We start from the raw sequence: 24,115 nt of genomic DNA on the forward strand, positions 1-24,115 counted from the left end.
TAAATTTCACTATGTTATGATAATTCTAACAATTCAATTGAGAGGAGATAGTTTTGTGAAAAAGAAGAAACTATTATCTGTTCTATCAACGGGAGCTCTTGCGCTTTCTTTATTAACGCCACTGGCAACAAATCCTCCTGCAGCAGACGCGGCAACCATTCCTAATTGGGATGTTGAAAGATATGGGGATCGCGTTGATATTGATGGCAAGCTAAACAGTCTTTCTGAGGATTCGTCATTTTTGAAGCAGGCTGAGAAAAGTATAAAGGAACAAGCATCACAAATAAACTTTGATGAAACTGATAGTAATCCAACTGAGTCAGAAGACAGTACTTTCACATTTGATGGAGGGACTAAGTTTTTCTTAGATCGGGACCTAGCTTTCAAAGAATTTACTCTCCGCAGCGTTGGTGAAAATGTTGAAATCTGGGTAGCAAATGATTTAGCATTTCCAGAGGGTGACTCGCGCCCCGCACATGTTGTGACACAGGAGCAGGTGGACAAGCTAAGAGATGAATTTGACAGCAATATTTATCCTAAGGCGACAAATTTCTTTGGAACACCTGATTCTCTTGATGGGTCCCATTCTCCTTTACCTGGCATGGTAGGACTTCCTGAAGGTTATTATGAAGGAAGCGACAAGATTATTATGCTTGTAGATAATATCAAAGATGATGGTTATTACAATCCAGAGTACCCATTCTTTGTTGCCGGCTTCTTCTGGCAGACACTAGAAAACTATATTGATAGAAATATCATTACTATTGATACAAACAGCTGGGAAACTCGCTTGGAATCCACTTTCTTTGGAACAACTATTCATGAGCTGCAGCATTTAATCCATGCTGACAATGATGGTGCTGAAGAAACTTGGATTAACGAAGGTATGTCCACATTCTCTGAGTATCTTGGAGGATACGGCCATGATGCAGGCTCTATTAACTTCTATTTAGATCATCCGGAAAATTCATTAGTAAACTGGGATGACCACAGAGCAGCAGAGACTGGCCCTGAAACAATTGCCGATTATGGACAAGTTTATCTATTTACTTTGTATATGAACGACAAATTTGGCCAGGACTTTATCCGTGATTTAGCGTTGAATGGAAATCAAGGCATCGAAGGCGTTAATGAGGTCTTAAAGGCACATGGCTCTACCATGGACTTCACTCAGTTATATCAGAACTTTATTACAGCTTTAACTTTAGATTCAAATAAAGTAGGCGAAGGAATTTACGATTTTGATAGCATTAACCTTCGCGACCTTGCTGTTGATAAAGAAGGTAAAAAACGTGGTATGACAGTTAACTTTGAAAAGGCTTTAGAATTTGAAAAAGAAGGAGTTCCTGCTTGGGGTGGAGATTTCAAGGAATTGGATTTCCAGGATAAAATTAATGGAATCTCATTTGATGGAGTAGACTTCCTGCCTATTCCGTGGGAATCTGTAACTGATCCATTAGGAGCTGATAATCAGGTTCTATGGGGCAATGAAGGAGACGAAGCGGATAATGCTTTGATTTTTGAAGCAGATCTTTCTAGTGTTGAAACCGCCACATTGAAATTTGATAACTTTATAGATATCGAAGAGCAATGGGATTTCGGAGTAGTCCAAGTTTCAACTGATGGAGGAAACACATGGAAAAGCCTTGCCAATGAAAATACACGAAATGATGTAGTGGAAGAAGGCTATCCAAAAATTAAAGAAAACGTACCAGGCTTTACTGGACATTATGAGGATTGGCAGCAGGAAACTTTTGATTTAAGCGAGTATGCAGGCCAGAAGGTACTAGTATCTTTCCGCTATTTAACAGACTGGGGATACAATGACAGCGGCTGGTTTATTGACAATATTGAAATTCCGGAAATCGGCTATACCCATGACGGAAGTTCTGCTGAAGGCTTCAAGTCAATGAATGAAATTTTGGGCAAGTATGTAAACTACACAGTTACTTTTATTAATGAAAGAGAAGTTGGAAATAAAAAAGGTGCGAAAACCAACTATAAAGTTCTAACTGTTGATCCTTTCAATGTAACGGAAGAGGATGCACTGCAGTTGAGGCAGCTGTTCCAAAACGGAAAGAACTACATGATTACATCCTATGCAGCTCCATCCGATGATAAAAATCCAGTTGATTTCTCTTATGAAGTGAAATTAAAAAACCAATCTAAAAAGAAATAAAAATTTATGGAGCCTATCACATTGTGTTGGGCTCCTTTATTTGTATAAGCGTATTTTGAACCTTGCCTTTAACTCCTGTAAAATGAGTGCATAATCATAGCTTTAAAAAGGAGTACATATGAAAAAGTACATTGTCATAGGAGCGGGAATTCTTGGAGCTTCAACTGCTTATCATTTGGCGAGGGCAGGCGAAGCAGTTACCGTTTTTGACCGTAAAGACCCTGGGCAGGCAACTGATGCAGCCGCAGGGATCATTTGCCCCTGGCTCTCCCAGCGGCGGAATAAGGCCTGGTATGCACTAGCCAAAGGTGGGGCGGCATATTATCACACGCTTATTAAAGAGCTCGAGGAGGACGGCGAGACGGATACAGGGTATCAGCAAGTAGGTGCTATCAGTCTGCATACAGACCCTGATAAGCTTGGGAAAATGGAAGAAAGGGCAGTTAAAAGGCTTGAGGATGCACCCGAAATTGGAGCGGTTGTACAGATTTCTCCGGAGCAGACTTCTGAACTGTTTCCTCCTTTGGCTAAAGAATATGCGTCGGTCCATGTTAGCGGTGCGGCGCGCGTCAATGGGCGTGAACTAAGGGAGGCGCTCCTAAGAGCTGCTGAAAAACATGGCGCTGAGTTAGTTTATGGCTCTGCTGAGCTGGTTTGCGATGGAAATACAGTCAATGGGGTTAAAGCTAATGAAAAGGATTATGAAGCAGACCACGTGATTGTAGCGGCTGGAGCATGGGCTGGTGAGCTTTTTAAACCATTGGGCATACATTTGGATATAAAGCCGCAAAAAGCCCAAATCGTCCATCTACAGCTTGAAGGTGAGGATACGGGAAAATGGCCAGTTGTCATGCCGCCAAACAATCAGTATATTTTAGCTTTTGACGGCGGCCGGGTGGTCGTGGGTGCTACACATGAAGATGAAAAGGGGTACGACTTAAGGGTAACCGCTGGTGGTTTAAATGAAATTTTCGATAAAGCTTTGACGATTGCACCCGGTCTGGCTGATGGAACATTTGTAGAAGCACGTGTAGGGTTCCGCCCTTATACGCCTGGGTTCCTGCCTGTTATAGGCGAAGTTCCTGGCTTTAAAGGCCTTTACCTGGCAAATGGACTTGGGGCTTCAGGACTGACCGCAGGGCCGTTTCTCGGCGCACAGCTGGCAAAACTGGCTCTTGGGGAGAACGTAGATATTGATTTGGAGCTCTATGACCCTGCAGGAGCTATTGAGAAAATGTAAATGATAGGTGTCTGTCTAGCGAACAGGCACCTTATTTTTATTTCTAAAGTGAAATGGAGCTTTGTCCTTAGAATATTACTGACAGGTTAATAAATCACTTAATTTCGGGTATACACTAATGAAATCAATAATAATAGATACTTTCATTAGGAGGATAAATCATGCGATGGAAAGGAAGAAGAGCGAGTTCTAATGTAGAAGACCGAAGAGGCATGGGCGGCGGGGGAAAAACGCTCGTTGGAGGCGGCCTTGGAGGAATCATTATACTATTAATATTTACCTTTCTAGGAGGCAATCCAGGAGAGCTTTTAGGCAATATGACAGGTGTGGACTCAGGTACATCGGTTCCATATGAAGAGACAGAGCGGGAAAAAGAGCTCGCACAGTTCGTCTCTGTTGTACTTGCTGATACAGAAGAAGTTTGGTCAGGAATTTTTGAAGAACAAGGATTAGTATATGAAGAGCCAACACTTGTATTGTATTCAGGGAGTGTCCAGTCTGCCTGCGGGGCAGCATCCTCGGCTGTAGGCCCCTTTTATTGCCCGGGTGATCAAAAGCTTTATATTGATTTAAGTTTTTATGAGGAGCTGCAAAGAAAATTCCAAGCTCCAGGGGATTTTGCAATGGCTTACGTAATTGCCCATGAGGTGGGTCACCATGTACAAACCCTTTTAGGAACAACCGAAGAAATTATGCCTCTGCGTCAGCGAATGAGCGAAGAAAAATTCAATCAGTATCTAGTCCGTTTTGAATTGCAGGCTGATTATTATTCCGGTGTATGGGCTCACCATGCCCAGGGAATGGGTTATCTGGAAGAGGGCGACCTGGAAGAAGCATTGAATGCTGCGACCGCTGTCGGAGATGACACCCTCCAAAAAAGAGCACAAGGTCATGTAGTTCCTGAAAGCTTCACCCATGGAACTTCAGAACAAAGGAAATCATGGTTTCATAAAGGCTTCCAAAATGGAACGATTAAAGGCGGAAACACTTTTGAAAGCAGTAATCTAAACAGAAGCTGGTGATATAGTTTGGAAAGGAGCGTAATACCCTGTGAACCAACAAGTACAAACATTTATGCTAAAAGATGATGGACTACTGCCAAATAACCCGACGTTGCCTGTCATCGTTTATAAAGGTGTGTTTAAAAATCATCCCGATGATATTGAAGCCACATTTAACCGCCATAATTGGACTGGGAGCTGGACTGGCGGAGTGTATGATTATCATCATTATCACACCAATACGCATGAGGTTTTAGGCGTAAAAGCGGGAAATGTAACGGTTCTGATTGGAGGCGATGAGGGAGAGTGTTTTGAACTGCATAAGGGCGATGTGATTGTGCTTCCGGCAGGGACAGGCCATAAAAAGCTAGAAAGCAGTGCTGATTTCGAAGTTGTCGGTGCTTATCCGGATGGAAGAAGCCCGAATATGAAGGGGTCAGATCCTGCAGAGCGCGTACAAGCTTTAGCAGAGATTAAGAATGTTTCGGTTCCCGATATGGATCCTGTTTATGGCGAAGAGGGTCCTTTGCTGGAGAGATGGAAATAAAAAATATGCAATAAAATTAATAACCTGCCTTAAGCAATATCTAAAGGCAAGTTATTAATTTTATTTAAAGATCAATACTTTACCAACAGAAAAAAACATTGATAAATAAGGTTGGTTGATTGGAGCGAGCATCCTGGAGCGGAAGTCAACTTCTCCTCACTACTTGTTTAAATCAAAGTTTGCGAAAACAGCCTGCAACAAAAAAGCCAGAAGAGCATCCACTCTTCTGGCTTCTGTGTTTTTGCTTATTAACGTACACCCTTCATATATACCTGAATCTTTGGACTCAATAGGAATAAGATGATAGACAGTACAATTGCAGCTGCACCAATTACACCGAAATAAGTCATTTCAGTTTCTGGTGTGTAGAATTTAACGATTTGTGCATTGATTGCCTGTGCCGCAGCGTTTGATAGGAACCAGAGGCTCATTGTCTGTGCTGAGAAGGCTGCAGGCGCTAATTTTGTTGTTGCTGAGAGTCCTACAGGTGACAGCAATAGTTCACCAAGTACAACAATGAAGTAACTTAATACTAGCCATAATGGATTTACCAGCGAATCGGTTCCGCCCATGTAAGCAGGCACCAGGATCACGATGAATGATAGACCGGCAAATAATAGTCCCAATGAGAACTTTTGCGGAACTGAAGGCTGGCGTTCGCCCATCTTCACCCACATCCATGCAAATACAGGAGCTAAGAAAATGATAAATAATGGGTTAAGCGACTGGAACCATGCTGGCGAAATATTAATTCCCATGAAGTCCAGCTGGGTACGCTTATCCGCGTAGTTAGCTAAAATCGTTGAACCTTGTTCCTGAATTGCCCAGAACATCACGGATGCAATAAATAGTGGAATGTACGCAATAATACGTGAACGTTCTACATCCGTTGTTTTAGGGCTGCGATACATAACGGTAAAGTAAGCAATCGGAATTGTAATACCTAAAATACCAACGAGTGCGATAAATGTATCTACTGTTAAAAGTCCTGTAGGGATTCCAATTGCAACCAAGATCGCAATAATTAGAGCACCTAAGCCAATTCGGGTATAGACTTTTTTCTTTTCATCACCGGATAGAGGGTTAGAAACAAATGTACCCGCCAATCCAAGGTTTTTTTTCTTTGTAAAAATAAATACTAATAGTCCAAAGAACATACCTACTGCAGCAATACCGAAACCTAGATGGAAATTATATTTCATTCCAACTGTTCCGACAATTAATGGTGCAAGGAATCCACCAAGGTTAATACCCATGTAGAAAATACTGAAACCTGCATCACGGCGTGTGTCTTCCGGACTGTAAATTTCACCGACAACGCTGGATACATTCGGTTTTAGAAGTCCTGTACCCAATACGATGAGCACCATGGAAACAAAGAACATGGCCAGGCTTCCTGGAATGGCGAGTGCAATATGACCAAGCATGATAAGCACACCGCCGTAGAAAACAGCTTTTGATGTTCCGAAAATTCTATCCGCGAGCCAGCCGCCAATAATACCGGACATATAAACTAATGAACCGTAGATCGACATGATGGCAAGAGCAGTTGTTTCATCCAGGCCTAATCCGCCTTTTGAAACTTCATAATACATATAAAATACAAGGATTGCTCTCATTCCATAGTAAGAGAAACGTTCCCAAAACTCAGTGAAGAAAAGTGTGAACAAGCCCTTTGGATGGCCAAAGAAACCTTTTTGAGGCACACTTTCAACAATTTTCTGCCTATTATTATCTGTCATGTATAATCCTCCTTTAGCTATTCTATAATATCTTTCGTTGTTTCCAATTGTCAAAAAAAATTTTATGTAACCATGGTTATTATTGACTTTTCACTAAAAATAATTGAATTATCCTGTAAATTTATCTAGAAATTTATTTTTTCAGAATAATTAATGTGTTTTTACTTTTTTAAAAACAAGCCTATTATTCCCATAAAAAAAGCCGCCCAAACCGGCGGCTATTAGAGAATCTATTATAACTCTGCTAGTACTGCATCTTTATGACCATAGAGTTCAGATTGAGCGTTATTGCTTGATATCCTGTTTTTGCCCAATTCCTTTGCTCTCAGAAGCATCTGATCTGCATAAACATATGCTTTTTCGATAGAAAGCTCCTCATTCACCTTATAGAAAAACAGTCCAAATGAAGCAGTATAGGAAAGTGATATGTTTTCCTCTTTAAACTCAGCTTCAAAAGCGCTATTTTCAATTCCCTGGCGAAGTTGCTCTACCAATAAAACGCTCTGCTCATAGGTGCGATTTCTGAGAAAAATCGTGAATTCTTCTCCTCCGCTTCGAAATAAAAAATCTTCCTTGGAAAGATAGCTTTTTAATGTATTGGCAAAATGCCTGATCGCATGGTCGCCAACAGCATGATTGTAACTATCATTAATTCTTTTAAATTTATCTATATCCGCCACCACAATGCCGACATACTCATCTGTCTTATTCAGCTCGGACATTTTTTTATCCATAAAGGCGCGATTGTAAACTCCTGTTAGAAAGTCAGTGTAGGCCATTTGTTCAAATTTATCCCGCTCTATCTTGTTTTGCAGCATTTGCGATTTTGAAAGGAATGAGCGGCTTACCAGATAATTTAGGAAAAATAGGCTTATGAGCATTTCCCATTTTCCTTCTTGGAGGAAAAGCAGCAATAAACCATTTGTGAATGCTATTTTTCCCATATCGAGTACACTTCTTGTTTTTATAAAATCAATTGCTTCCCGTTTAGTTTTGATATCTCCCAATAAAGTGAAAATGGTGATTAAGAAGGTGTCCGAAAGCATCGATGTGACGGTTATCAGAATAAGCATAACAATCCAAAACCCAAATGGTACTGGCTCCAGAAGGGGATATAGAAAGTTGAACAGGTAAAAAGCAATCGAGTTGCTTAGCACAAAGGAACCGATATTGTAAAACGTATGAATAAATTCATCTGGATCAGCCGTCTTCGTGCGCTTTTTATTAAGATAAACGGTAAATCGGTAGATGCTTTCAAATATAAACAAACCTAACGGACCTGTAAATATCCCGATCGATAGACTGTAATTGATTCCATAATCCATACTGGTACTGCCGTTTTTACTGATAATGCGCAAATGATGGTACAAGCTAGAAAAGAACCAATAAATGAACAGCGCTTTTAAAAATACAGGGCTTTCGACAATGATTCCTGTTGAGGCAAAAGCAAGGGCCATAGAAATAAAAAAAAGCGACAAAATGAAGATTCTTAAGCCGTGCATAGAGCTGTTCTCCCTTCCCTTGTATATATCTCTATTTTAAAGGAATTTTTTACTATTAAATAGTTTAATTTATAATATTTTCATAATTTTACGATATTTAATTTCTATAACTAAATATAAAAAGCTAAGCAAGAAAAAACATATTTAAAAAAGGAGATATAGCAGTAGATTTTTTTACTGTAAACAAAACTGTATACATGTAAACAATAATGTATGCAAATGTATTCAATAATGTAAACAAGTGTGCAAATGCGTATGCTTGTTGATATAAAGCTAAGTGTGCGTTTTTGTATACAAGTATGCAAAAATGTATATTAGTAGCCAGATATATTCTTTTTGTAGATAATTTTTTAATGGGTGAAGGTCCCATGCACTCCCTCCTTTTTCTCTACAGTATCCTTTGCAAAGACTAGTATCAGGAAGCCTTTTATGTTCAAGCTATTTCTTTGGCATTAAGACTAGATAATAGTTTACGAAAAACGGTTAACCAAGGCGTCCTCACATTTTTATCTCCTTTGATGGAGAATGAGGGTTAGTAGGAAATAAGAAGCAAGAAAAAATAGTAAGTGACCAAACAAGAATAGCAGCGAAAACCATGAGCTGGAGTGACAGATTCGCCCTAGTTTAACTGGTCATTTGCTGAAGTGTTTATTAGACCGTCTCCCCTTCTTTTTATATTTCAACTGATACTGCTACTTCAGGTGAAGTTGTTTATTTCTTCTTCACCGAGAAATTGTTCGACATATAACTATGTCCAGTTTCAACCCGTACTCTTCCTGAACCTTCTAATTAACCCACCACTTTATTGAAATCTAATTAGCTTGTTAGGGGACTTATGTCAGGTTTGCCTTCTGGAATGACCAAGTATTATAGAAAAAACAAATCACAAATTAGTCCAGAAGGTTCGGAGTAATCTTCCTCTGATACAAGTGCCAATAAAATTGGTATTTCCTCATATTTTCAAGGTATGGAAATGGTGTTGGAATAGGCGGACCGTTTTATGCAATAGGCTTATCAATAAAGATGATAGCTTTGACTTTGTATTCGTATAAGCAGGAAGAAGGGGGATTCGTCATAAGAATTCATTCTAGGAATTTATTTATACGAGTTTACAAGAAGTTAATAAGGTTAATCTAACCTAATTACGAATCTCTTTTAATAAAATTAGCACCCCTTTTCGGTCTTCTCCCTATTTAATAATTCAGTGGAACCCAGGGAATATTTACTAACTTCAAAAAACAACATTTATTCCAGGATAAAAGATTGCAAATTGCGATTGTAAACAAAATTGTAAACAAGAATACAACAATGAATGCAATTGTGTACAAAAAGTAAACATGTATTCAAAAGTGTGTACACCCTTGTATATATAGATGTGTGCAATAATGTATACAAGTAATCGAAGTTTGTAAACAAGTTTGATGAAGTTTACACTTTGTTTACGTCTTTACGCTTTCATTACTTTTTATCTCCTTTCATTGTAAAATCTAGCAATCTGGATTACTCTTAAATAAACACCTCTATTAAAGAGAATGAAAGGATTGAGTGAATTGAGTAATTCAAGAATTGCAGCAGTTGATGTAGGGAACGATTCTATAAAAGCGATATTTGGAAAAATGGATGCGGAATTAAACATACCAAATGTAATTGCAAGAGATGTTGAAGATAGACCGGTTATCGGAATTGAAGAGCTGGACAGCAAGGATCCACTAGAGGGTATACATATTAGAGTCCACTCCCCTGCCCTTAAAGAGAATAATGCAATTTATCGTGTCGGCCATTTGGCTACAAAAAGTGACAACGCTACTGAGCTTGACCCGGGAAGCAGCAAGTCTGAGGAAGATCAGACACTGGTAATGCTTTTTGCCGCATTGGCACTGGATGCTGTAAGGAAAGATGGTTCAACAGGCTTTAAAAAATCAGGAAATGTCATTGATTCAAACTATACCCTTGGGACAGGCCTTCCATTGCGTGAAGTTAAGGAAGGAAAAGATGCAGGCTATCGTTCAAAATTACTTGGATCTGTCCATCAGGTTGAATTCCTTGTTACACCTAAATATCAAGGGTTAAAGGTAAACATCAAATTTGATGAAGTCAAAGTTTACCCTGAAGGTTTTGCGGCTTACATTAACCTAGTAATGGACAATAACCTGAACATTATTAATAAGGATTTAATTGATAAGCGCATTTTGATCCAGGATATTGGCGGTTTATCAACCGATATCGCTGTAATTAAAAACCGCAATGTGGATGATGACAAAGCGCAGGGATTTAACCTTGGTGTTTCAGAGGCACTTGAGTCCATCCGTGAAGAAATCAGATCAAAGCATGGCGTTGAGCTCGACAGCCGCAGAGATGTAGTTGAGATCATTACGAAAAAGAATGACCGCAACCACATCATGGTAAAAGGAAGCCGGACAAGCGTCCATGATATTACAGACCGCATCCTTCTTGACCTGGCTAAGAAGCAGTATCGCCTGCTCCGCAATGTATGGCAGAAGAACTCACAAACAGAAATCTGCTATTTTGTAGGCGGCGGTTCAATCGTTTTAAAAGATTACCTGAAAACATTAAATAACAATCTGGACGGCTATAATATTGACTTCTTCGAGGATGAAAAAGAAAGCATCTGGATGATGGCAAATGCTTATTATAAGCTGATCTCTGATTTTACAAGAAGAACGAATAAAGAAAAGGCAGACCAGGACAAAAAACCTGTTAAAGCCAACTAGGGTGATACTTCATGAAAAAAGCTTCCTCTTCTGAAATAAAGAGAGGACAATCGATATCCTTTCGTGTCCCTTCTGATACACCTGATCATATTTTGAAGCATTTGCAAAAGCTGAAGGAAACGGAAAGACGGAATTTCTCAAGCAAAATTGCGGAGTATGTAATGCAGGGGGTCAGCGGTTCCCAGAACAAGGATCGGGAAACCATTACCATCCCCCTTCCTAAGGGGTTAAGCAAGGTTCAAAGGGATTGGCTAAAGCATGAGCATTCAGAGGCATTGCTGGGCAGCATTCTTTATCAGTTAATTACTGATCCAGTCCGAGCTACGTCTTTGCTTGCCTCCCTGAACAGCAGGTCTTCTAATCTGGATGAGGCGTTGTATCTGCAGGAGGAGCCCATGCGTGAGCTTGAACCATATGATTCAGCGGCTGCTTCATTAGAAGAAACCCATTCTGAATCGCTTGGGGATAATGATGATGATTTGCTTGACTTTGATTGGGAAAAAGCAAGAAGAGAACAGCAGGAACAGACAGAAGATAACCCTGAAGAGGAAAGCGAGGAAGATTTGGATACACTTCTTGGCGGCTTTCTTGCACATATGAATAAATAAAAAAAGGGAAGTTTCGGATATTGACTGAAACTTCCCTTTTTTGTATTTAGATGAAATTTTTCCGGGTAAATTACAGGTACAGCCTATTGGCAAAAAAGGAGGAATAGAGTTGGCTTATGAGTGTCTGATTGTTGGCGGAGGAATTGCTGGCCTGCAGGCTGCTATTCAGCTGGGCAGGTATAAGCATAGAGTTTTGGTTCTTGATTCAAATGATGGACGCTCCACCATATGCAGGAGCTATCATAATATTTTGGGGTATCCTGATGGTGTAAGCGGCCAGGAATTGCGGGAAATCGGGAAAAAACACGCGGAAAGCCTTGGGGTGGAGTTTGCTTTCGAAAAGGTTGAGCAGGCTCAAAAGACTAGAGAAGGTTTTGAAGTTAAGTCCGAGAATGGAAACAAGTATACCGGCAAGCGGATATTGCTCGCAACAGGGGTAATGGACCGCATCCCCCCCTTCCCTGAATTAATGCCGTGCCTGGGTATCTCCGTGTATGTTTGCCCTGATTGTGACGGATATGAGGTAAAGGACAAACGAACCATTGTACTCGGATCAGGAAACGCAGGGGCTAATATGGCATTAACTTTATCCTATTGGACGAATGATCTTATTTTTATTAATCATGAAAAAGCTAAGGTAGATCAGAAATTAATGGAGAAAATGAAGAGCAAAAATATTAAATATTTTGATGAATCTATTCAAAAGGTGCTTGCAGTTGGAGACGAATTTAACGGTGTTATGCTGGAAAATGGAAAAGAAGTAACAGGTGATAGGGGATTTATTGCCTTTGGAGGAAACGAAGTAAAATCAGGCCTAGCCAAACAGCTGGGAGTCGAACGCCTGGAAAATAAGCATATTGTAACAGATGCCCGATCAAAGATGACGAATGTAAAAAACGTCTGGGCAGCAGGCGATGTCGCAGCCCACTCGGAACAAGTGACAATTGCAATGGGAGAGGGATCGCAGGCAGCCATTTGGATTCATAAATCTCTTATGCAGGAAAAACATTAATTTTTTTACTGATAAAGGTTTCATATTCTTAAAGAAAGGGTAAATAACTTGGTTTATTTTTTGACCTTTTTCTCATATAATAGCCTATAAGCTATTGGGGGTTGTTCAAAAAGTCGGGTAAATCTAGTTGCAGACTATTTGAACACTCATAGAGAAAGGTGTATGAATTGAAAAAAGAGGGATTGGATCTAGTTGTTCGGGAGTTACTGGAGAGATCAGGGAGCCTTGTGGATGTTAAGCTGGAAGATCATTTTCCGGGAAATCGTTTCGCTGGGGGCAAGTACAGCATGGGATCGCACACAATTACATTATACATTGAAGAGATTAAAAACCAGTGTTATCAGTTATTTTCTTCGGGTGAACACTTTTGGGATTATTTTGCTTTTGTGTTTGCACATGAACTTGGCCATGCTGAGGATAAAGAACTCGAAGAATTGGCTGAACGGCTCGACGAATGCTTGACAGAGCAGGAACGTTGCCAAATAGCACTGAAGATAGAAGAGAACGCCTGGGAGTTTGCTGAAAAGCTCCTTCCGGAAATGGATAAGGCTTTTATGCAAAAGATTATTTACCACTCATTAAAGCCTTATTGGGACAAGCTGCAATTGGAGCCAGCTTAATTCAGTTTAGCAAGCCGCAGTATAGAAAAGCTGCGGCTTTATTGTGTTTTAATAGCGCCATTTCTCCAAAAATTCACCCAATTTTGTCTCGAAAAGGGTATTGATAAAATCAATTGTAAGCGTTACACTTACTGTAGTAGTATGCAAATGCTGATAGCAAGCAGCTTTTTTTATACCGCTTAATGCAAACGTTTGCGCACTCCAAAGAAATTATTTATAAATTGAGGGTGTTAATATGAAGAAGATTTGGTGGAAGGAAGCCGTCGGGTATCAAATATATCCGCGCAGTTTCCAAGATTCAAATGGAGATGGAATTGGCGATCTTCAGGGAATCATTCAAAGACTTGATTATATTAAAGGTTTAGGTATAGATGTTATTTGGATTTGCCCGATGTACAAATCTCCAAATGATGATAATGGGTACGATATTTCAGATTACCAGGATATCATGGAAGACTTCGGTACGATGGAGGATTTCAACCAGCTGCTTGACGAAGTCCACAAGCGCGACATGAAGCTGATTCTCGACCTTGTCTTAAACCATACAAGCGACGAACATCCTTGGTTCATAGAGTCCCGTTCATCCAAAGACAATCCAAAGAGGGATTGGTACATTTGGAGAGACGGCAAAAAGGGCCAGGAGCCAAACAACTGGGAAAGTATTTTTGGCGGATCCGCATGGGAATTTGATAAGAGTACGGACCAATATTTCCTGCATGTTTTCTCTACGAGACAGCCTGATTTGAACTGGGAGAAAAAAGAAGTCCGCGATGCGCTCTATGATACAGTTAATTGGTGGCTTGATAAGGGCATCGATGGTTTTAGAATCGATGCGATCAGCCATATTAAAAAGCGCCCAGGCTTCCCTGACATGCCAAATCCTAAGAAGAAAAAGTATGTTTCTTCCTTCGATATGCATATGAACCAGGAAGGCATTCATGAATTCTTAAAGGAATTTAAAGACCGCACCTATGCTAACTATGATGTTATGACAGTAGGCGAAGCAAACGGTGTTACGGTTGATGAAGCAGACCTTTGGGTTGGTGAAGAAAAGGGAAAAATGGATATGATATTCCAATTTGAGCACCTTGGTCTTTGGGATGCAGAAACCAACCCGGAGCTTGATATCGTGGAGCTTAAAAAAGTTCTTACCCGCTGGCAAAAAGGGCTTGAAGGCGATGGGTGGAACGCTTTATTCATCGAGAACCATGATAAGCCGCGTGTTGTCTCAACATGGGGAAATGATGATGAATATTGGCACCAAAGTGCAACTTCAATGGGTGCGATGTATTTCCTTATGCAGGGAACACCGTTTATTTACCAGGGGCAGGAAATTGGCATGACAAATGTTCATTTTCCATCTATTGAAGATTATGATGATGTGGCAGTCAAAAATCTGTACCGCATTAAAAAAGAAGAAGGCATGGCCCACCAGGCAATCATGGAGATCATTTGGGCATCATCCCGTGACAACAGCCGTACGCCAATGCAGTGGTCCACAAAGGAGAATGCGGGCTTTACAACTGCCCAGCCGTGGATGAAAGTAAATCCAAACTACACGGATATCAATGTGGAGGTCCAATCCCAGGACGAAGATTCCATCCTTTCTTTTTATAAAAAAATGATTCGCCTGAAAAAAGAAAATGAAGTCTTCACTTACGGGCAATATGATTTATTGCTTGAAGAAGATAAGCAGATTTATGCCTATACCCGCACTTCCGAAGTTGATCAGGTTGTGGTTATTACGAACCTTTCAGCCAAGGAAGCAGACTTTGAATCAGAGTTTAAGCTTTCATTTGACCAGCTTTTATTGAATAACTATGCTGTTGAAAAGCATGAGGATTTTGACTCTTTCAATCTTAAGCCTTATGAAGCGCGCGTATATCGTATAAAATAGTAATATAAAAACAGGATCCTCATATGAGAATCCTGTTTTTTATTGAGTGGATAAAGGAGTCCTTTTATGAACATCACCATTGCCGGGGCAGGATATGTAGGTCTGGTCACAAGCGCTTGTTTGGCCGAGGTTGGACATACAGTGATCTGTTTCGATAAGGATATAGAAAAAATAGAGGATTTAAATCAAGGCAGGTGCCCCATTTTCGAGCCGGGGCTTCAAGAAATGATCAGCAGGAACAGGGATAAAGAACGCATATTTTTCACGGATCAAGCCCATTTGGCTTATGGAGAGGCTGATTGCATCTTTATTACAGTAGGCACACCGCAGAAGGCAGATGGTTCAGCGGATACAGCTTATATTGAGCAGGCTGCTTTGGACATCGCAGAGCACATTCAAAAGAACGTAACAGTAGCGATAAAAAGCACCGTTCCAATTGGCACAAATGAACGAATAGAAGCATTGATTATGGGTAAAATGATGCCCTGTTTGACTGTATACGTGGTTTCAAACCCTGAATTTCTTCGTGAAGGCTCTGGTATATACGATACCTTTCATGGCGATCGCATAGTGATCGGATCAAGACATGAGAGGGCTGGAAATATTGTAGAGAAAATATACCAGCCGTTTAACATTCCTGTATTGCATACAGATCTTCGAAGTGCGGAAATGATTAAATATGCTTCCAATACGTTCTTAGCTGCTAAAATCAGTTTTATCAACGAGATTGCGAATTTATGTGATGTATCCGGAGCGAATATCGAGGATGTCAGTGCTGGAATGGGAATGGACAAGAGGATAGGAACCCAGTTTCTGAATGCTGGAATTGGATATGGCGGCTCCTGTTTTCCAAAGGACACTCAGGCATTGGAACAAATGGCCCGCCAATTTGATTATGATTTTAAAATGCTCAGAGCGGTTATGGAAGTGAACGACAGACAAAAGCAAACGTTATACAGGAAGGCAAAAAATCTGGTTGGCAATTTATCCGGAAAAAAAGCTGCTGTGCTTGGCTTATCCTTTAAGCCCAATACAGATGATATCCGGGAGGCTCCGTCTTTGGATCTGATCCGTGATTTACTGGATGAAGGTGCGGATATAGCGGTATATGATCCTGCCGCCATGGAAAAGGGAAAGCGCCTTTTTGGTGACAAGCTCACTTATGCGTCCTCAATTGATGAGGCCATTCAAGAAGCAGATATGGCGTTTATCGTAACCGAATGGAAGGAAATCAAAGAATTCCCCCTTTTTAAATACCGTGAGAACATGAAAGATCCCCTCCTCTTTGATGGCAGAAACTGCTATTCTGTCAAGGAAACGGAAAAGCACGAGATTCAATATGTGTCGATTGGGCGCCCAGGGCTGCCAGATACCAATCCCACCTGATGCTTTTTGAAAAGCGCCGGAAGTGCTAAAATGAGGAAAATAAGCAATGGAGGCGCAGGTATGGCTAAGGGTAAAACAAATGCAATGCGTATTCTGGACGCGCAGAAGGTAGATTATGAATTAATCACCTACGACAGTCAGGATGGAAAGATAGATGGGGTTTCGGTTGCAGAGAAGATTGGAAAAGACCCTAAGGCAGTCTATAAAACACTTGTCGCTCAGGGGCAAAGCAAGCAGGTATATGTGTTTATCATTCCGGTTGAAGATGAACTGGATCTGAAAAAGGCTGCAAAGGCTGCAGGTGAAAAAAAGATGGAGATGATTCCGGTTAAAGATATCCAGAAGCTTACCGGCTATATCCGTGGAGGATGTTCTCCAGTCGGGATGAAAAAGCAATATCCTTCCTATGTTGATACTAAAGCTTCTGAAGTTGAGAGCATCATTGTAAGCGGCGGTAAGATTGGCATGCAAATGGAGCTGAAAATAGGAGATTTACAGCAGGTTATAGGAGCAAAACTTGAGGATCTGTGAAAAATGAATAAAAAATGCAGTAAAGGGTGCTAAATCGCTGTGATTTAGCGCTCTTTTTTAAGGCTCTTTTTTCAAAAGTTGTTGTTTTTGTTTAGGAATTTTGCCCGTTGCTTTCCGCTGCGGGCACTTGCTTTCCGCGGGGAGGGTTGCGAGCCTCCTCGGCTTCGCCTGTGGGGTCTCGCACTTCCCTCACTTCCCGCAGGAGTCAAGTGCCCTCCGCTACAATCAACTCAGGTGGTTAAAACACATTTACCTTCTAAAAGCATAAATCTTTACGAAGACAGCTTTTTAAAAACTTGATGTTCCCTTACCTTCGTGTATATCGCCATCTCCTCCTAATAAATCATCAACCAACAAAATAGAGCAGCTCTCTGCTTTTTTTCCATAGGCATTCACCCATCCCTCTCCCTTTGCATACTGTAAGATGAAAATGCATTTCGAAAGGAAGTGTAAGAGTGGCTGGGAAGACATTAAATTACTTTGCCGGCGGGAATACTGCGCGCGGATTCCACAGTTTATTTGATTCCAACCTCCAAGGGCTTGACCGCCTATTTATTTTAAAAGGCGGACCTGGGACAGGGAAATCTTCTCTGATGAAAGCGATCGGAGCGGAATTATCTGAAAAAGGCTATGATCTTGAATACATTCATTGCTCATCTGACAATCATTCAATCGACGGAGTCATCATTCCTGCTTTAAAAGCTGGTATCGTTGATGGGACAGCTCCGCATGTCATTGAACCTAAAGCACCTGGCGCAGTTGATGAATATATCAATCTGGGAGAAGCCTGGAACTCCAAGACATTGGCCGGGAAGAAAGAAGAAATCACATCATTGGCAAGTCAAATTAGCTGCTCATTTGCAACAGCTTACGAAACATTTGCAGAAGCGCTGAAAATTCATGATGAATGGGAAAAAATCTACATCGAAAATATGAACTTTCAAAAGGCGGATCAACTAACTAAGAAACTGATTCAGACCTTCTATGGCAATATGAAATTAAATAAAACACCATCTGTTAAGCATCGTTATTTAGGGGCAGCAACACCAACAGGTGCGGTGGATTTTGTGCCAAACCTTACTGAAGATATTCAGAAAAGGTATTTTATTAAAGGGCGTCCGGGTTCCGGAAAGTCAACCATGCTGAAAAAGCTGGCTGCAGAAGCTGAAAACCGCGGATTTGATATTGAAGTCTACCATTGCGGCTTTGACCCGCACAGCCTGGATATGATTATTGTGAGAGAGCTTGGTTTGGCTATTTTCGATAGCACGGCACCTCATGAATATTTTCCTGATAGAGACGGTGACGAAATTATTGATATGTATGAGATCACCATCAACTCAGGAACAGATGAAATATATGCCGAACAGATTAAAGACATCAGCACCCGTTATAAAAATAAAATGAGTGAAGCGATATCTTATCTTGCACAAGCAAAAACCCAACGTGACACATTGGAAAAAATTTATATTGAGGCCATGAATTTTGAAGTTGTCGACAAGATTAAAGATAAGATCCGCTCTGAACTTCTGCTGCTGATTTCCGAAAAGGTCTAGCACGTAAACACGATTTTGGGCATGAGGCATACATTACTTCGAAGAGAAATGGAGAGGAGTTTAGAATAGATGGATTATACAAATTATCCGTTTTATCCTTACATGACAGACTATTATTATGATGATCGGATATTTCCAGGTGGAGGTTCAGGCGGCGGATTCGGAATTCCTGGATTTCCGGGAGGAGGTCCAGGCGGCGGATTTGGACCACCGGGACCGCCATCAGGAGGACCAGGAGGAGGTTTCGGACCACCAGGACCGCCGCCGGGGCCGCCAGGGGGCGGGGGACAGCAGCAAGGGGGAGCGCCAACAGCACCGCCTCCAAGTTTTACTCCGCAAATGCAGCAGGCAACTACCTTTGCGGTTGATCCGGGCGCAATAAGAGGCTGTTTATATCGCAATACCTATGTATGGCTCCAAAATGGAAACAGCTTCTGGTTCTTCCCAACATATGTCGGACGGACATCAGTAGCAGGCTGGCGCTGGAGAAGATGGCGCTGGACTTATTATGGAACGGACTTAAGGAGAATTAGATCGTTCCAATGTTTTTAAAATAAATAGCTAATAAAAGAGGTATCCCGCTTCAGGATACCTCTTTTATACGTGGACAGCGCTATTTTTATTAACATTACAACGATTTAGGAGCCGCTGCAGTATTGTAATATACCAGATTTTTAATATATCGGTCACTTTGCGTCATATCAACTTTTCAGCATTGACATGATGAAAACTGATCTCCATTAAAAGATAATATGTGCCGCCAGGACAATAACTGGCAGTGTAATGATGGTTCTTTCCAGGAAAATGATGATTAAGTCCTTTAAAGAAACCGGAATTTTTGAACCAAGAAGCAGTCCGCCCACTTCGGACATGTAAATCAGCTGTGTAACGGAAACGGAGGCAACAATAAAGCGAGTCATTTCGCTCTCAATCCCTGCACCAATAACAGATGGCAGGAACATATCGGCAAATCCGACAATCATGGTTTCTGAAGCTGCTGCTGCCTCGGGAACCTGCATAAGCTGTAGGATCGGAATAAATGGCATGCCCAAATATTTAAATACTGGCGTATATTCAGCAATGATAAGTGCGAGAGTACCAAGTGCCATGACAATCGGTGCTACGCCCATCCACATATCCAGAATGTTTTTGACACCTTGTTCGAAAAAGTGCTTTATACTCTGATTGCCTTTTGCTTTTTCGACAGCCTGGGAGATTCCCCAGCTAACTGGAGTGTGGCCTTTAGGGATTGTTTCATCCAATCCGCCTTCCTGGCCGTTATAATACGTATCAGGCTTTCTGGATAATGGCGGGATCCTTGGACTAATAATTGCTGCAACGAATCCGGCGGCCGTAATAGTCAAATAAAAAGGCACGAATAAATGACCTAAATTAACCTGTGAGATGACCACAAGGCTGAAGGTAATAGATACGACTGAGAAGGTTGTGCCGATGATGGCGGCTTCTCTTTTCGTGTAATAGCCTTCTTCATATTGTTTGCTTGTTAATAGAACACCAATCGTTCCATCTCCAAGCCAGGAAGCGACACAGTCAATGGAGGATCTCCTGGCAGCCTGAAGACAGGGCGCATAATCTTTGTTAATAGTGACCCAAAAAATTCAAGCAGGCCAAAGTTTAACAGCAATGGCAGAAAAAGTCCTGCAAATAAAAAGACTGAGAATAAAATCGGCAGCAAATCATTTAACAGTAAACCGCCTGTATATTCAGACCAAACTTGTTCAGGCCCTAATTGGAATAAAGTCATAATCGCAAAAATGCTTCCCAGTATTCTTGCAGCAAACCAAATTGCCGGAACATCGAATAAGTTCTTTAAGAAAGGGCTTCTTTCGATGAAAGCAGGTTTGAAAAACTTAGCGAAGATGGTACCAAGAAGGGTCAAAACAATAATAAAAGTCATGATTTCAGGAAGATAAGCAGAGAGCCATTCCTGGACCCAGCCTGAAAAAATGGCGATCGGAATGGTAATTTCACCGTTATATTTTAGCGGAACCATAAAAAAACTGATTCCAATAAGGGATGGAATAACAAATTTTAATATTTCAGAAGATGTGTACTTCTTTCTCGATGCATCAATCAATACAATTCACCTTTTCAACTTAATATTTATAAACCAAAAGTTATTTTAATTCATAACCTCTAAAAAGCCAACTCCTTTCTCTTAAATTCCACCGTTTCCCTCTTTTTTAAACACAAAATAGATTATTTCAACAAGCATATTTTCATCTCCCATATTATGTTAAAATATAAAATAATCAAAATAATCAAAAAGCAGGTGGGTGAATGTTTAGGTTCCGTTTATATTGGACATTCACGAAGAAGGCTTTTCTTCGTTCGGCCGTTTATCGGTTCGATGTCTGGTCAAGGCTTGGCTCAAATCTTATATTCCTGCTTATGTGGGGTTCCATTTGGACTGCTTTATATGCAGGAAGAGAAGAAGCGGGCGGTGTCAGCTTTGAGGCGATGCTGACCTATATTATAGTCAGCCAATTTTTAACAGGGGTAAATGGAGCGGGTACCCCGCTTTGGGATATTCAGGAGAAGGTTCGTACAGGGGATATTTCCCTGGAATTAATGAGGCCATTTGATGTACCTTTGCGCTATCTGTTTGCGGACTTTGGAAGTGTCGCGTTTTATATTCTTACAGCGCTGCTTCCCTTATATACAGTCCTGTTTATATTTATGGATTTGACTCTGCCGGACAGCTGGCAGACTTGGGTATTGTTTATTACTTCAGCATTTATTGGGTTTTTGATTCGTTATTGTATAGAGATGTCGTTCGGATTGCTTTCCTTTTTCCTGGTCGAAACAGGCGGCATCGTCGATATCTTTTATTTTGCGATGTCCCTTCTGTCCGGGTCGATTATCCCGCTTTGGTTTTTTCCGGGCTGGCTTGAGAAAATGGCGCTTTATTTGCCGTTTCAAGGAATCTATTACATACCAAACGCCATTTTTATAGGTGAAATTTCCGGAAGCGCCATTCTGCTGTCCCTGGGAGTTCAATTATTTTGGGTAGCCGTTTGTTATTTGCTGTTAAGGCTGGTCTGGAACAGGGCATCACACAAAGTGGTTGTACAGGGGGGATAGAGAGTGGGTGTTCTAAAATATTTCGAGTTATACTTTAAACTCATCTCCGCCGGTGTACGGGCGCAGCTGCAGTATCGTTTTGCCTTTGTCATGAGAATTGTAGGATTGCTTACTTCTTATGCGGGCACCGCCGTGACAATGTGGATTATGCTTTATCAGTTTCAGGAATTGGGTTCATGGAATTTTTACGAAATGCTGTTTTTATTTGCAGTCGCTATTTTATCATGGGGATTCTGCATTATTTTATTTTTTCACTTTAGAGGACTGGATACATACATCCTGAATGGTACATTTGACCGCTTTCTTGTCAGGCCAATCAATCCGTTTTTTCATTTCATGGCGATGAAATTTGATGTTGCTTCCTTTGCCCAATTTTTGTTCAGTATCGTGATCTTTATTTGGGTCAGTTTTGAGCTTCAATTGGATTGGACATTGGGAAAAAGTTTATTTTTACTGCTTTCAGTTGTTGGGGGCATCCTCATCCAGGGAGGGCTGCTGGTGATGATTTCTGCCCTTGCGTTTTGGACTACCAAATCAGAGCAGTTTTACTGGGTGGCTATGTATCCGGCTAGAAATTTAACCAACTATCCCTTGGTTATTTATCCAAAGGCTGTGCAATGGTTTACAGCCTTTGTGGTTCCCTTTGGCTTTGTGAACTATTTCCCTGCTGCCGTTCTTCTGGAAAAAGAAACGCCATTTTTCCCTAATCATATAGGTTACTTATCGCCGCTTGTCGGAATCGTCTTTTTTGCCGTTGCCTATTATATTTGGATGCTGGGATTGAAGCGATATAAGAGTACAGGTTCATAACATAGATTAGGAGGGCTAAAATGCCAATTATAGAGGTTGAACATCTAATGAAGGATTTTATGGTTGCCAAGAGGGAAACAGGCCTTCTCGGAGCTATGAAGAGCCTTGTGAAGCGGGAGCATTTTAAAAAGGAAGCAGTGAAGGATATCAGCTTTTCCATCGAAGAAGGCGAAATGGTCGGCTATATTGGACCGAATGGAGCGGGGAAGTCCACCACGATTAAAATGCTGACGGGTATTCTGGTTCCAAGCTCAGGGGGAGTTAAGGTAAATGGCATTATCCCTTATGAAAACAGGCAGGAAAATGCCAAAAATATCGGAGTTGTTTTTGGCCAGAGAACACAGCTTTGGTGGGATCTGCCTACAATTGAATCATTTGAGCTGCTCAAGGAAATCTATCAGGTTTCCAATAAACGATACAAAGAAAACATGGACATTTTTACTGAAATATTAGGGCTGGATAAATTTTTGAATACACCTGTCCGGCAGCTTTCGCTCGGGCAAAGAATGAGGGCTGATATCGCTGCTTCTCTTTTGCATGATCCGCCGATTCTGTTCCTTGATGAGCCGACCATCGGGCTGGATGTGGTAGCCAAAGAGAAAATGAGGACGTTTATTAAAGAGATTAATAATGAGCGTAAAATCACGGTTATTTTAACAACCCATGACATGGAGGATATTGAGAAGCTGTGTGAACGCATGATTCTTATCGACCATGGGCAAAAGGTTTATGATGGTGAAATTGCAGTCGTGAAGGAAAGGTTCGGAAAAATCCGGACACTGATTGTTGACTTAGAAGAGTCATCCGAGCGCTTAAAACTAACAGAAGGTGAGGTTTTTAAGGAAGAAGCGAGCCGATTCTGGATCCGGTTTAACCGGGATATGGTTTCTGCATCCGAATTAATTGCCCAGATTACAAAGACTCATAATATCAAGGACCTGACAGTGGAGGAGCCGGAAATCGAATCCATTATTAGCCGCATCTATCAGGAAGGCTATCAGGAACTGCCCGAAACCGTGAAAGTGTAAAAGAAAGCCTCTATGGAAAATGGGCAAATTAAAGATGTCATCATTTTCTGAAAAATAATATAATATATAGAGGTGATCAAATTGATTCTTTATCTTCTAGGCTTTTGTGCTGTACTGTTGGGAGCAGGCATGTTTGTTGACTGGTGGCATAAAAAGCATGGAATTGACGATTTTGACCCTGAGGAAAATGCGAAGCAAGTTTCGGAGTCGGATAGGGCTTATATGGAGTCACATATGCATAATATGAAGAATGATCATCATAATGGGATGCTTTAATAATGAATATATTGGCATGATGGCCGCCTGGCCTTCGTGCTTTTTGTTTTTGGCTGTTTTCGCAAAGTTTGTTGCTACAAACTAGTTTTAATTACTGAGTTGATTGGAGTGGAGGGCACTTGACTCCTGCGGGAAGAGAGGGAGCGGGAGACCCCGCAGGCGTGAAACGCCGAGGAGGCTCCCGTTCCTCCCCGCGGAAAGCAAGTGACTGGAGCGGAAATCAACGGGCAAGCTTTATAGTCCAAAAACAACAATCTATAGGAAAACAGCCTTGTTTTTTGAGCAACTTTGAGAGACGTTAAAAAAGTATATCAACGAAATTTAAGATCTTTCAACGAAATAG

Annotated in this window: 19 protein-coding genes and 1 pseudogene; 17 read left to right on the forward strand and 3 right to left on the reverse strand. The window is 41.0% G+C overall.

The window, feature by feature from the left end; translation table 11 throughout:
- Positions 1-55 precede the first annotated feature (55 nt).
- The 4 genes from AC3ZVC_RS04905 to AC3ZVC_RS04920 all read left to right on the forward strand — a co-directional run bounded on the left by AC3ZVC_RS04905 (position 56) and on the right by AC3ZVC_RS04920 (position 4,967).
- On the forward strand, positions 56-2,179 hold the full coding sequence (locus AC3ZVC_RS04905) for a peptidase M6 (protein WP_490066660.1): 2,124 nt from the start codon (positions 56-58) through the stop codon (positions 2,177-2,179).
- A 118-nt stretch (positions 2,180-2,297) separates the two neighbouring features.
- Positions 2,298-3,419 carry an NAD(P)/FAD-dependent oxidoreductase gene (locus tag AC3ZVC_RS04910; protein WP_490066662.1) on the forward strand — a complete coding sequence of 374 codons (1,122 nt, stop codon included), beginning with the start codon at positions 2,298-2,300 and terminating at the stop codon, positions 3,417-3,419.
- A 161-nt stretch (positions 3,420-3,580) separates the two neighbouring features.
- Positions 3,581-4,441 carry a KPN_02809 family neutral zinc metallopeptidase gene (ypfJ, locus tag AC3ZVC_RS04915; protein ID WP_490066666.1) on the forward strand — a complete coding sequence of 287 codons (861 nt, stop codon included), beginning with the start codon at positions 3,581-3,583 and terminating at the stop codon, positions 4,439-4,441.
- 28 nt (positions 4,442-4,469) lie between these two features.
- The gene (locus tag AC3ZVC_RS04920) at positions 4,470-4,967 is read left to right on the forward strand and encodes a cupin domain-containing protein (protein ID WP_490066667.1); all 498 of its coding nucleotides are present in this window, start codon (positions 4,470-4,472) and stop codon (positions 4,965-4,967) included.
- Between the two features lie 248 nt (positions 4,968-5,215).
- Here the strand turns inward: AC3ZVC_RS04920 and AC3ZVC_RS04925 are convergent, their stop codons facing one another.
- Entirely contained in the window at positions 5,216-6,709 is a 1,494-nt protein-coding gene (locus tag AC3ZVC_RS04925; RefSeq protein WP_490066669.1) for a peptide MFS transporter, read from the reverse strand.
- A gap of 233 nt (positions 6,710-6,942) precedes the next feature.
- Positions 6,943-8,211 (reverse strand): GGDEF domain-containing protein, encoded by a 1,269-nt coding sequence (locus AC3ZVC_RS04930; protein ID WP_490066672.1) that lies wholly within the window; start codon positions 8,209-8,211, stop codon positions 6,943-6,945.
- 1,550 nt (positions 8,212-9,761) lie between these two features.
- On the opposite strand from AC3ZVC_RS04930, the gene AC3ZVC_RS04935 reads away from it, so the two are divergent.
- From AC3ZVC_RS04935 to AC3ZVC_RS04975, 9 genes are all read left to right on the forward strand, one after another.
- Positions 9,762-10,943, forward strand: a complete 1,182-nt coding sequence (locus tag AC3ZVC_RS04935; RefSeq protein ID WP_490066674.1) for an Alp7A family actin-like protein — start codon at positions 9,762-9,764, stop codon at positions 10,941-10,943.
- 11 nt (positions 10,944-10,954) lie between these two features.
- Complete coding sequence (locus tag AC3ZVC_RS04940) at positions 10,955-11,551, forward strand: hypothetical protein (protein ID WP_490066675.1); 597 nt, start codon at positions 10,955-10,957, stop codon at positions 11,549-11,551.
- 109 nt (positions 11,552-11,660) lie between these two features.
- Positions 11,661-12,563, forward strand: a complete 903-nt coding sequence (locus AC3ZVC_RS04945; RefSeq protein WP_490066678.1) for an NAD(P)/FAD-dependent oxidoreductase — start codon at positions 11,661-11,663, stop codon at positions 12,561-12,563.
- A 158-nt stretch (positions 12,564-12,721) separates the two neighbouring features.
- Positions 12,722-13,183 carry a hypothetical protein gene (locus AC3ZVC_RS04950; protein WP_490066682.1) on the forward strand — a complete coding sequence of 154 codons (462 nt, stop codon included), beginning with the start codon at positions 12,722-12,724 and terminating at the stop codon, positions 13,181-13,183.
- A 235-nt stretch (positions 13,184-13,418) separates the two neighbouring features.
- Positions 13,419-15,080, forward strand: coding sequence for a glycoside hydrolase family 13 protein (locus AC3ZVC_RS04955; RefSeq protein ID WP_490066684.1), 1,662 nt, complete (start codon positions 13,419-13,421; stop codon positions 15,078-15,080).
- Positions 15,081-15,146: 66 nt separating this feature from the next.
- Positions 15,147-16,466 carry a UDP-glucose dehydrogenase family protein gene (locus tag AC3ZVC_RS04960; RefSeq protein WP_490066685.1) on the forward strand — a complete coding sequence of 440 codons (1,320 nt, stop codon included), beginning with the start codon at positions 15,147-15,149 and terminating at the stop codon, positions 16,464-16,466.
- 60 nt (positions 16,467-16,526) lie between these two features.
- Positions 16,527-16,997 (forward strand): Cys-tRNA(Pro) deacylase, encoded by a 471-nt coding sequence (gene ybaK / locus AC3ZVC_RS04965; protein WP_490066687.1) that lies wholly within the window; start codon positions 16,527-16,529, stop codon positions 16,995-16,997.
- A 455-nt stretch (positions 16,998-17,452) separates the two neighbouring features.
- Positions 17,453-18,553, forward strand: coding sequence for a PRK06851 family protein (locus tag AC3ZVC_RS04970; protein WP_490066689.1), 1,101 nt, complete (start codon positions 17,453-17,455; stop codon positions 18,551-18,553).
- 69 nt (positions 18,554-18,622) lie between these two features.
- Complete coding sequence (locus AC3ZVC_RS04975) at positions 18,623-19,105, forward strand: hypothetical protein (RefSeq protein WP_490066691.1); 483 nt, start codon at positions 18,623-18,625, stop codon at positions 19,103-19,105.
- A gap of 188 nt (positions 19,106-19,293) precedes the next feature.
- Here AC3ZVC_RS04975 and AC3ZVC_RS04980 read toward each other — a convergent pair.
- Positions 19,294-20,567, reverse strand: a pseudogene (locus AC3ZVC_RS04980) (YjiH family protein).
- A gap of 287 nt (positions 20,568-20,854) precedes the next feature.
- On the opposite strand from AC3ZVC_RS04980, the gene AC3ZVC_RS04985 reads away from it, so the two are divergent.
- From AC3ZVC_RS04985 to AC3ZVC_RS05000, 4 genes are all read left to right on the forward strand, one after another.
- The gene (locus AC3ZVC_RS04985; protein ID WP_490066693.1) at positions 20,855-21,658 is read left to right on the forward strand and encodes an ABC transporter permease; all 804 of its coding nucleotides are present in this window, start codon (positions 20,855-20,857) and stop codon (positions 21,656-21,658) included.
- A 3-nt stretch (positions 21,659-21,661) separates the two neighbouring features.
- Positions 21,662-22,468, forward strand: a complete 807-nt coding sequence (locus AC3ZVC_RS04990; RefSeq protein WP_490066695.1) for an ABC transporter permease — start codon at positions 21,662-21,664, stop codon at positions 22,466-22,468.
- Positions 22,469-22,488: 20 nt separating this feature from the next.
- Positions 22,489-23,496 carry an ABC transporter ATP-binding protein gene (locus tag AC3ZVC_RS04995; RefSeq protein WP_490066696.1) on the forward strand — a complete coding sequence of 336 codons (1,008 nt, stop codon included), beginning with the start codon at positions 22,489-22,491 and terminating at the stop codon, positions 23,494-23,496.
- Between the two features lie 81 nt (positions 23,497-23,577).
- Positions 23,578-23,772: a hypothetical protein gene (locus AC3ZVC_RS05000; protein ID WP_490066697.1), complete on the forward strand. Its 195-nt coding sequence runs from the start codon at positions 23,578-23,580 to the stop codon at positions 23,770-23,772.
- Positions 23,773-24,115 lie beyond the last annotated feature (343 nt).

This window comes from Cytobacillus sp. C11.1, assembly GCF_058145115.1.

Excerpts from the sequence above, each read along its gene's own strand:
- AC3ZVC_RS04910 (WP_490066662.1), top strand. The coding sequence starts at position 2,298 with ATGAAAAAGTACATTGTCATAGGAGCGGGAATTCTTGGAGCTTCAACT.
- ypfJ (WP_490066666.1), top strand. The coding sequence starts at position 3,581 with ATGCGATGGAAAGGAAGAAGAGCGAGTTCTAATGTAGAAGACCGAAGA.
- AC3ZVC_RS04925 (WP_490066669.1), bottom strand. The coding sequence starts at position 6,709 with ATGACAGATAATAATAGGCAGAAAATTGTTGAAAGTGTGCCTCAAAAA.
- AC3ZVC_RS04930 (WP_490066672.1), bottom strand. The coding sequence starts at position 8,211 with ATGCACGGCTTAAGAATCTTCATTTTGTCGCTTTTTTTTATTTCTATG.
- AC3ZVC_RS04940 (WP_490066675.1), top strand. The coding sequence starts at position 10,955 with ATGAAAAAAGCTTCCTCTTCTGAAATAAAGAGAGGACAATCGATATCC.
- AC3ZVC_RS04955 (WP_490066684.1), top strand. The coding sequence starts at position 13,419 with ATGAAGAAGATTTGGTGGAAGGAAGCCGTCGGGTATCAAATATATCCG.
- AC3ZVC_RS04960 (WP_490066685.1), top strand. The coding sequence starts at position 15,147 with ATGAACATCACCATTGCCGGGGCAGGATATGTAGGTCTGGTCACAAGC.
- ybaK (WP_490066687.1), top strand. The coding sequence starts at position 16,527 with ATGGCTAAGGGTAAAACAAATGCAATGCGTATTCTGGACGCGCAGAAG.
- AC3ZVC_RS04975 (WP_490066691.1), top strand. The coding sequence starts at position 18,623 with ATGGATTATACAAATTATCCGTTTTATCCTTACATGACAGACTATTAT.
- AC3ZVC_RS04985 (WP_490066693.1), top strand. The coding sequence starts at position 20,855 with ATGTTTAGGTTCCGTTTATATTGGACATTCACGAAGAAGGCTTTTCTT.
- AC3ZVC_RS04995 (WP_490066696.1), top strand. The coding sequence starts at position 22,489 with ATGCCAATTATAGAGGTTGAACATCTAATGAAGGATTTTATGGTTGCC.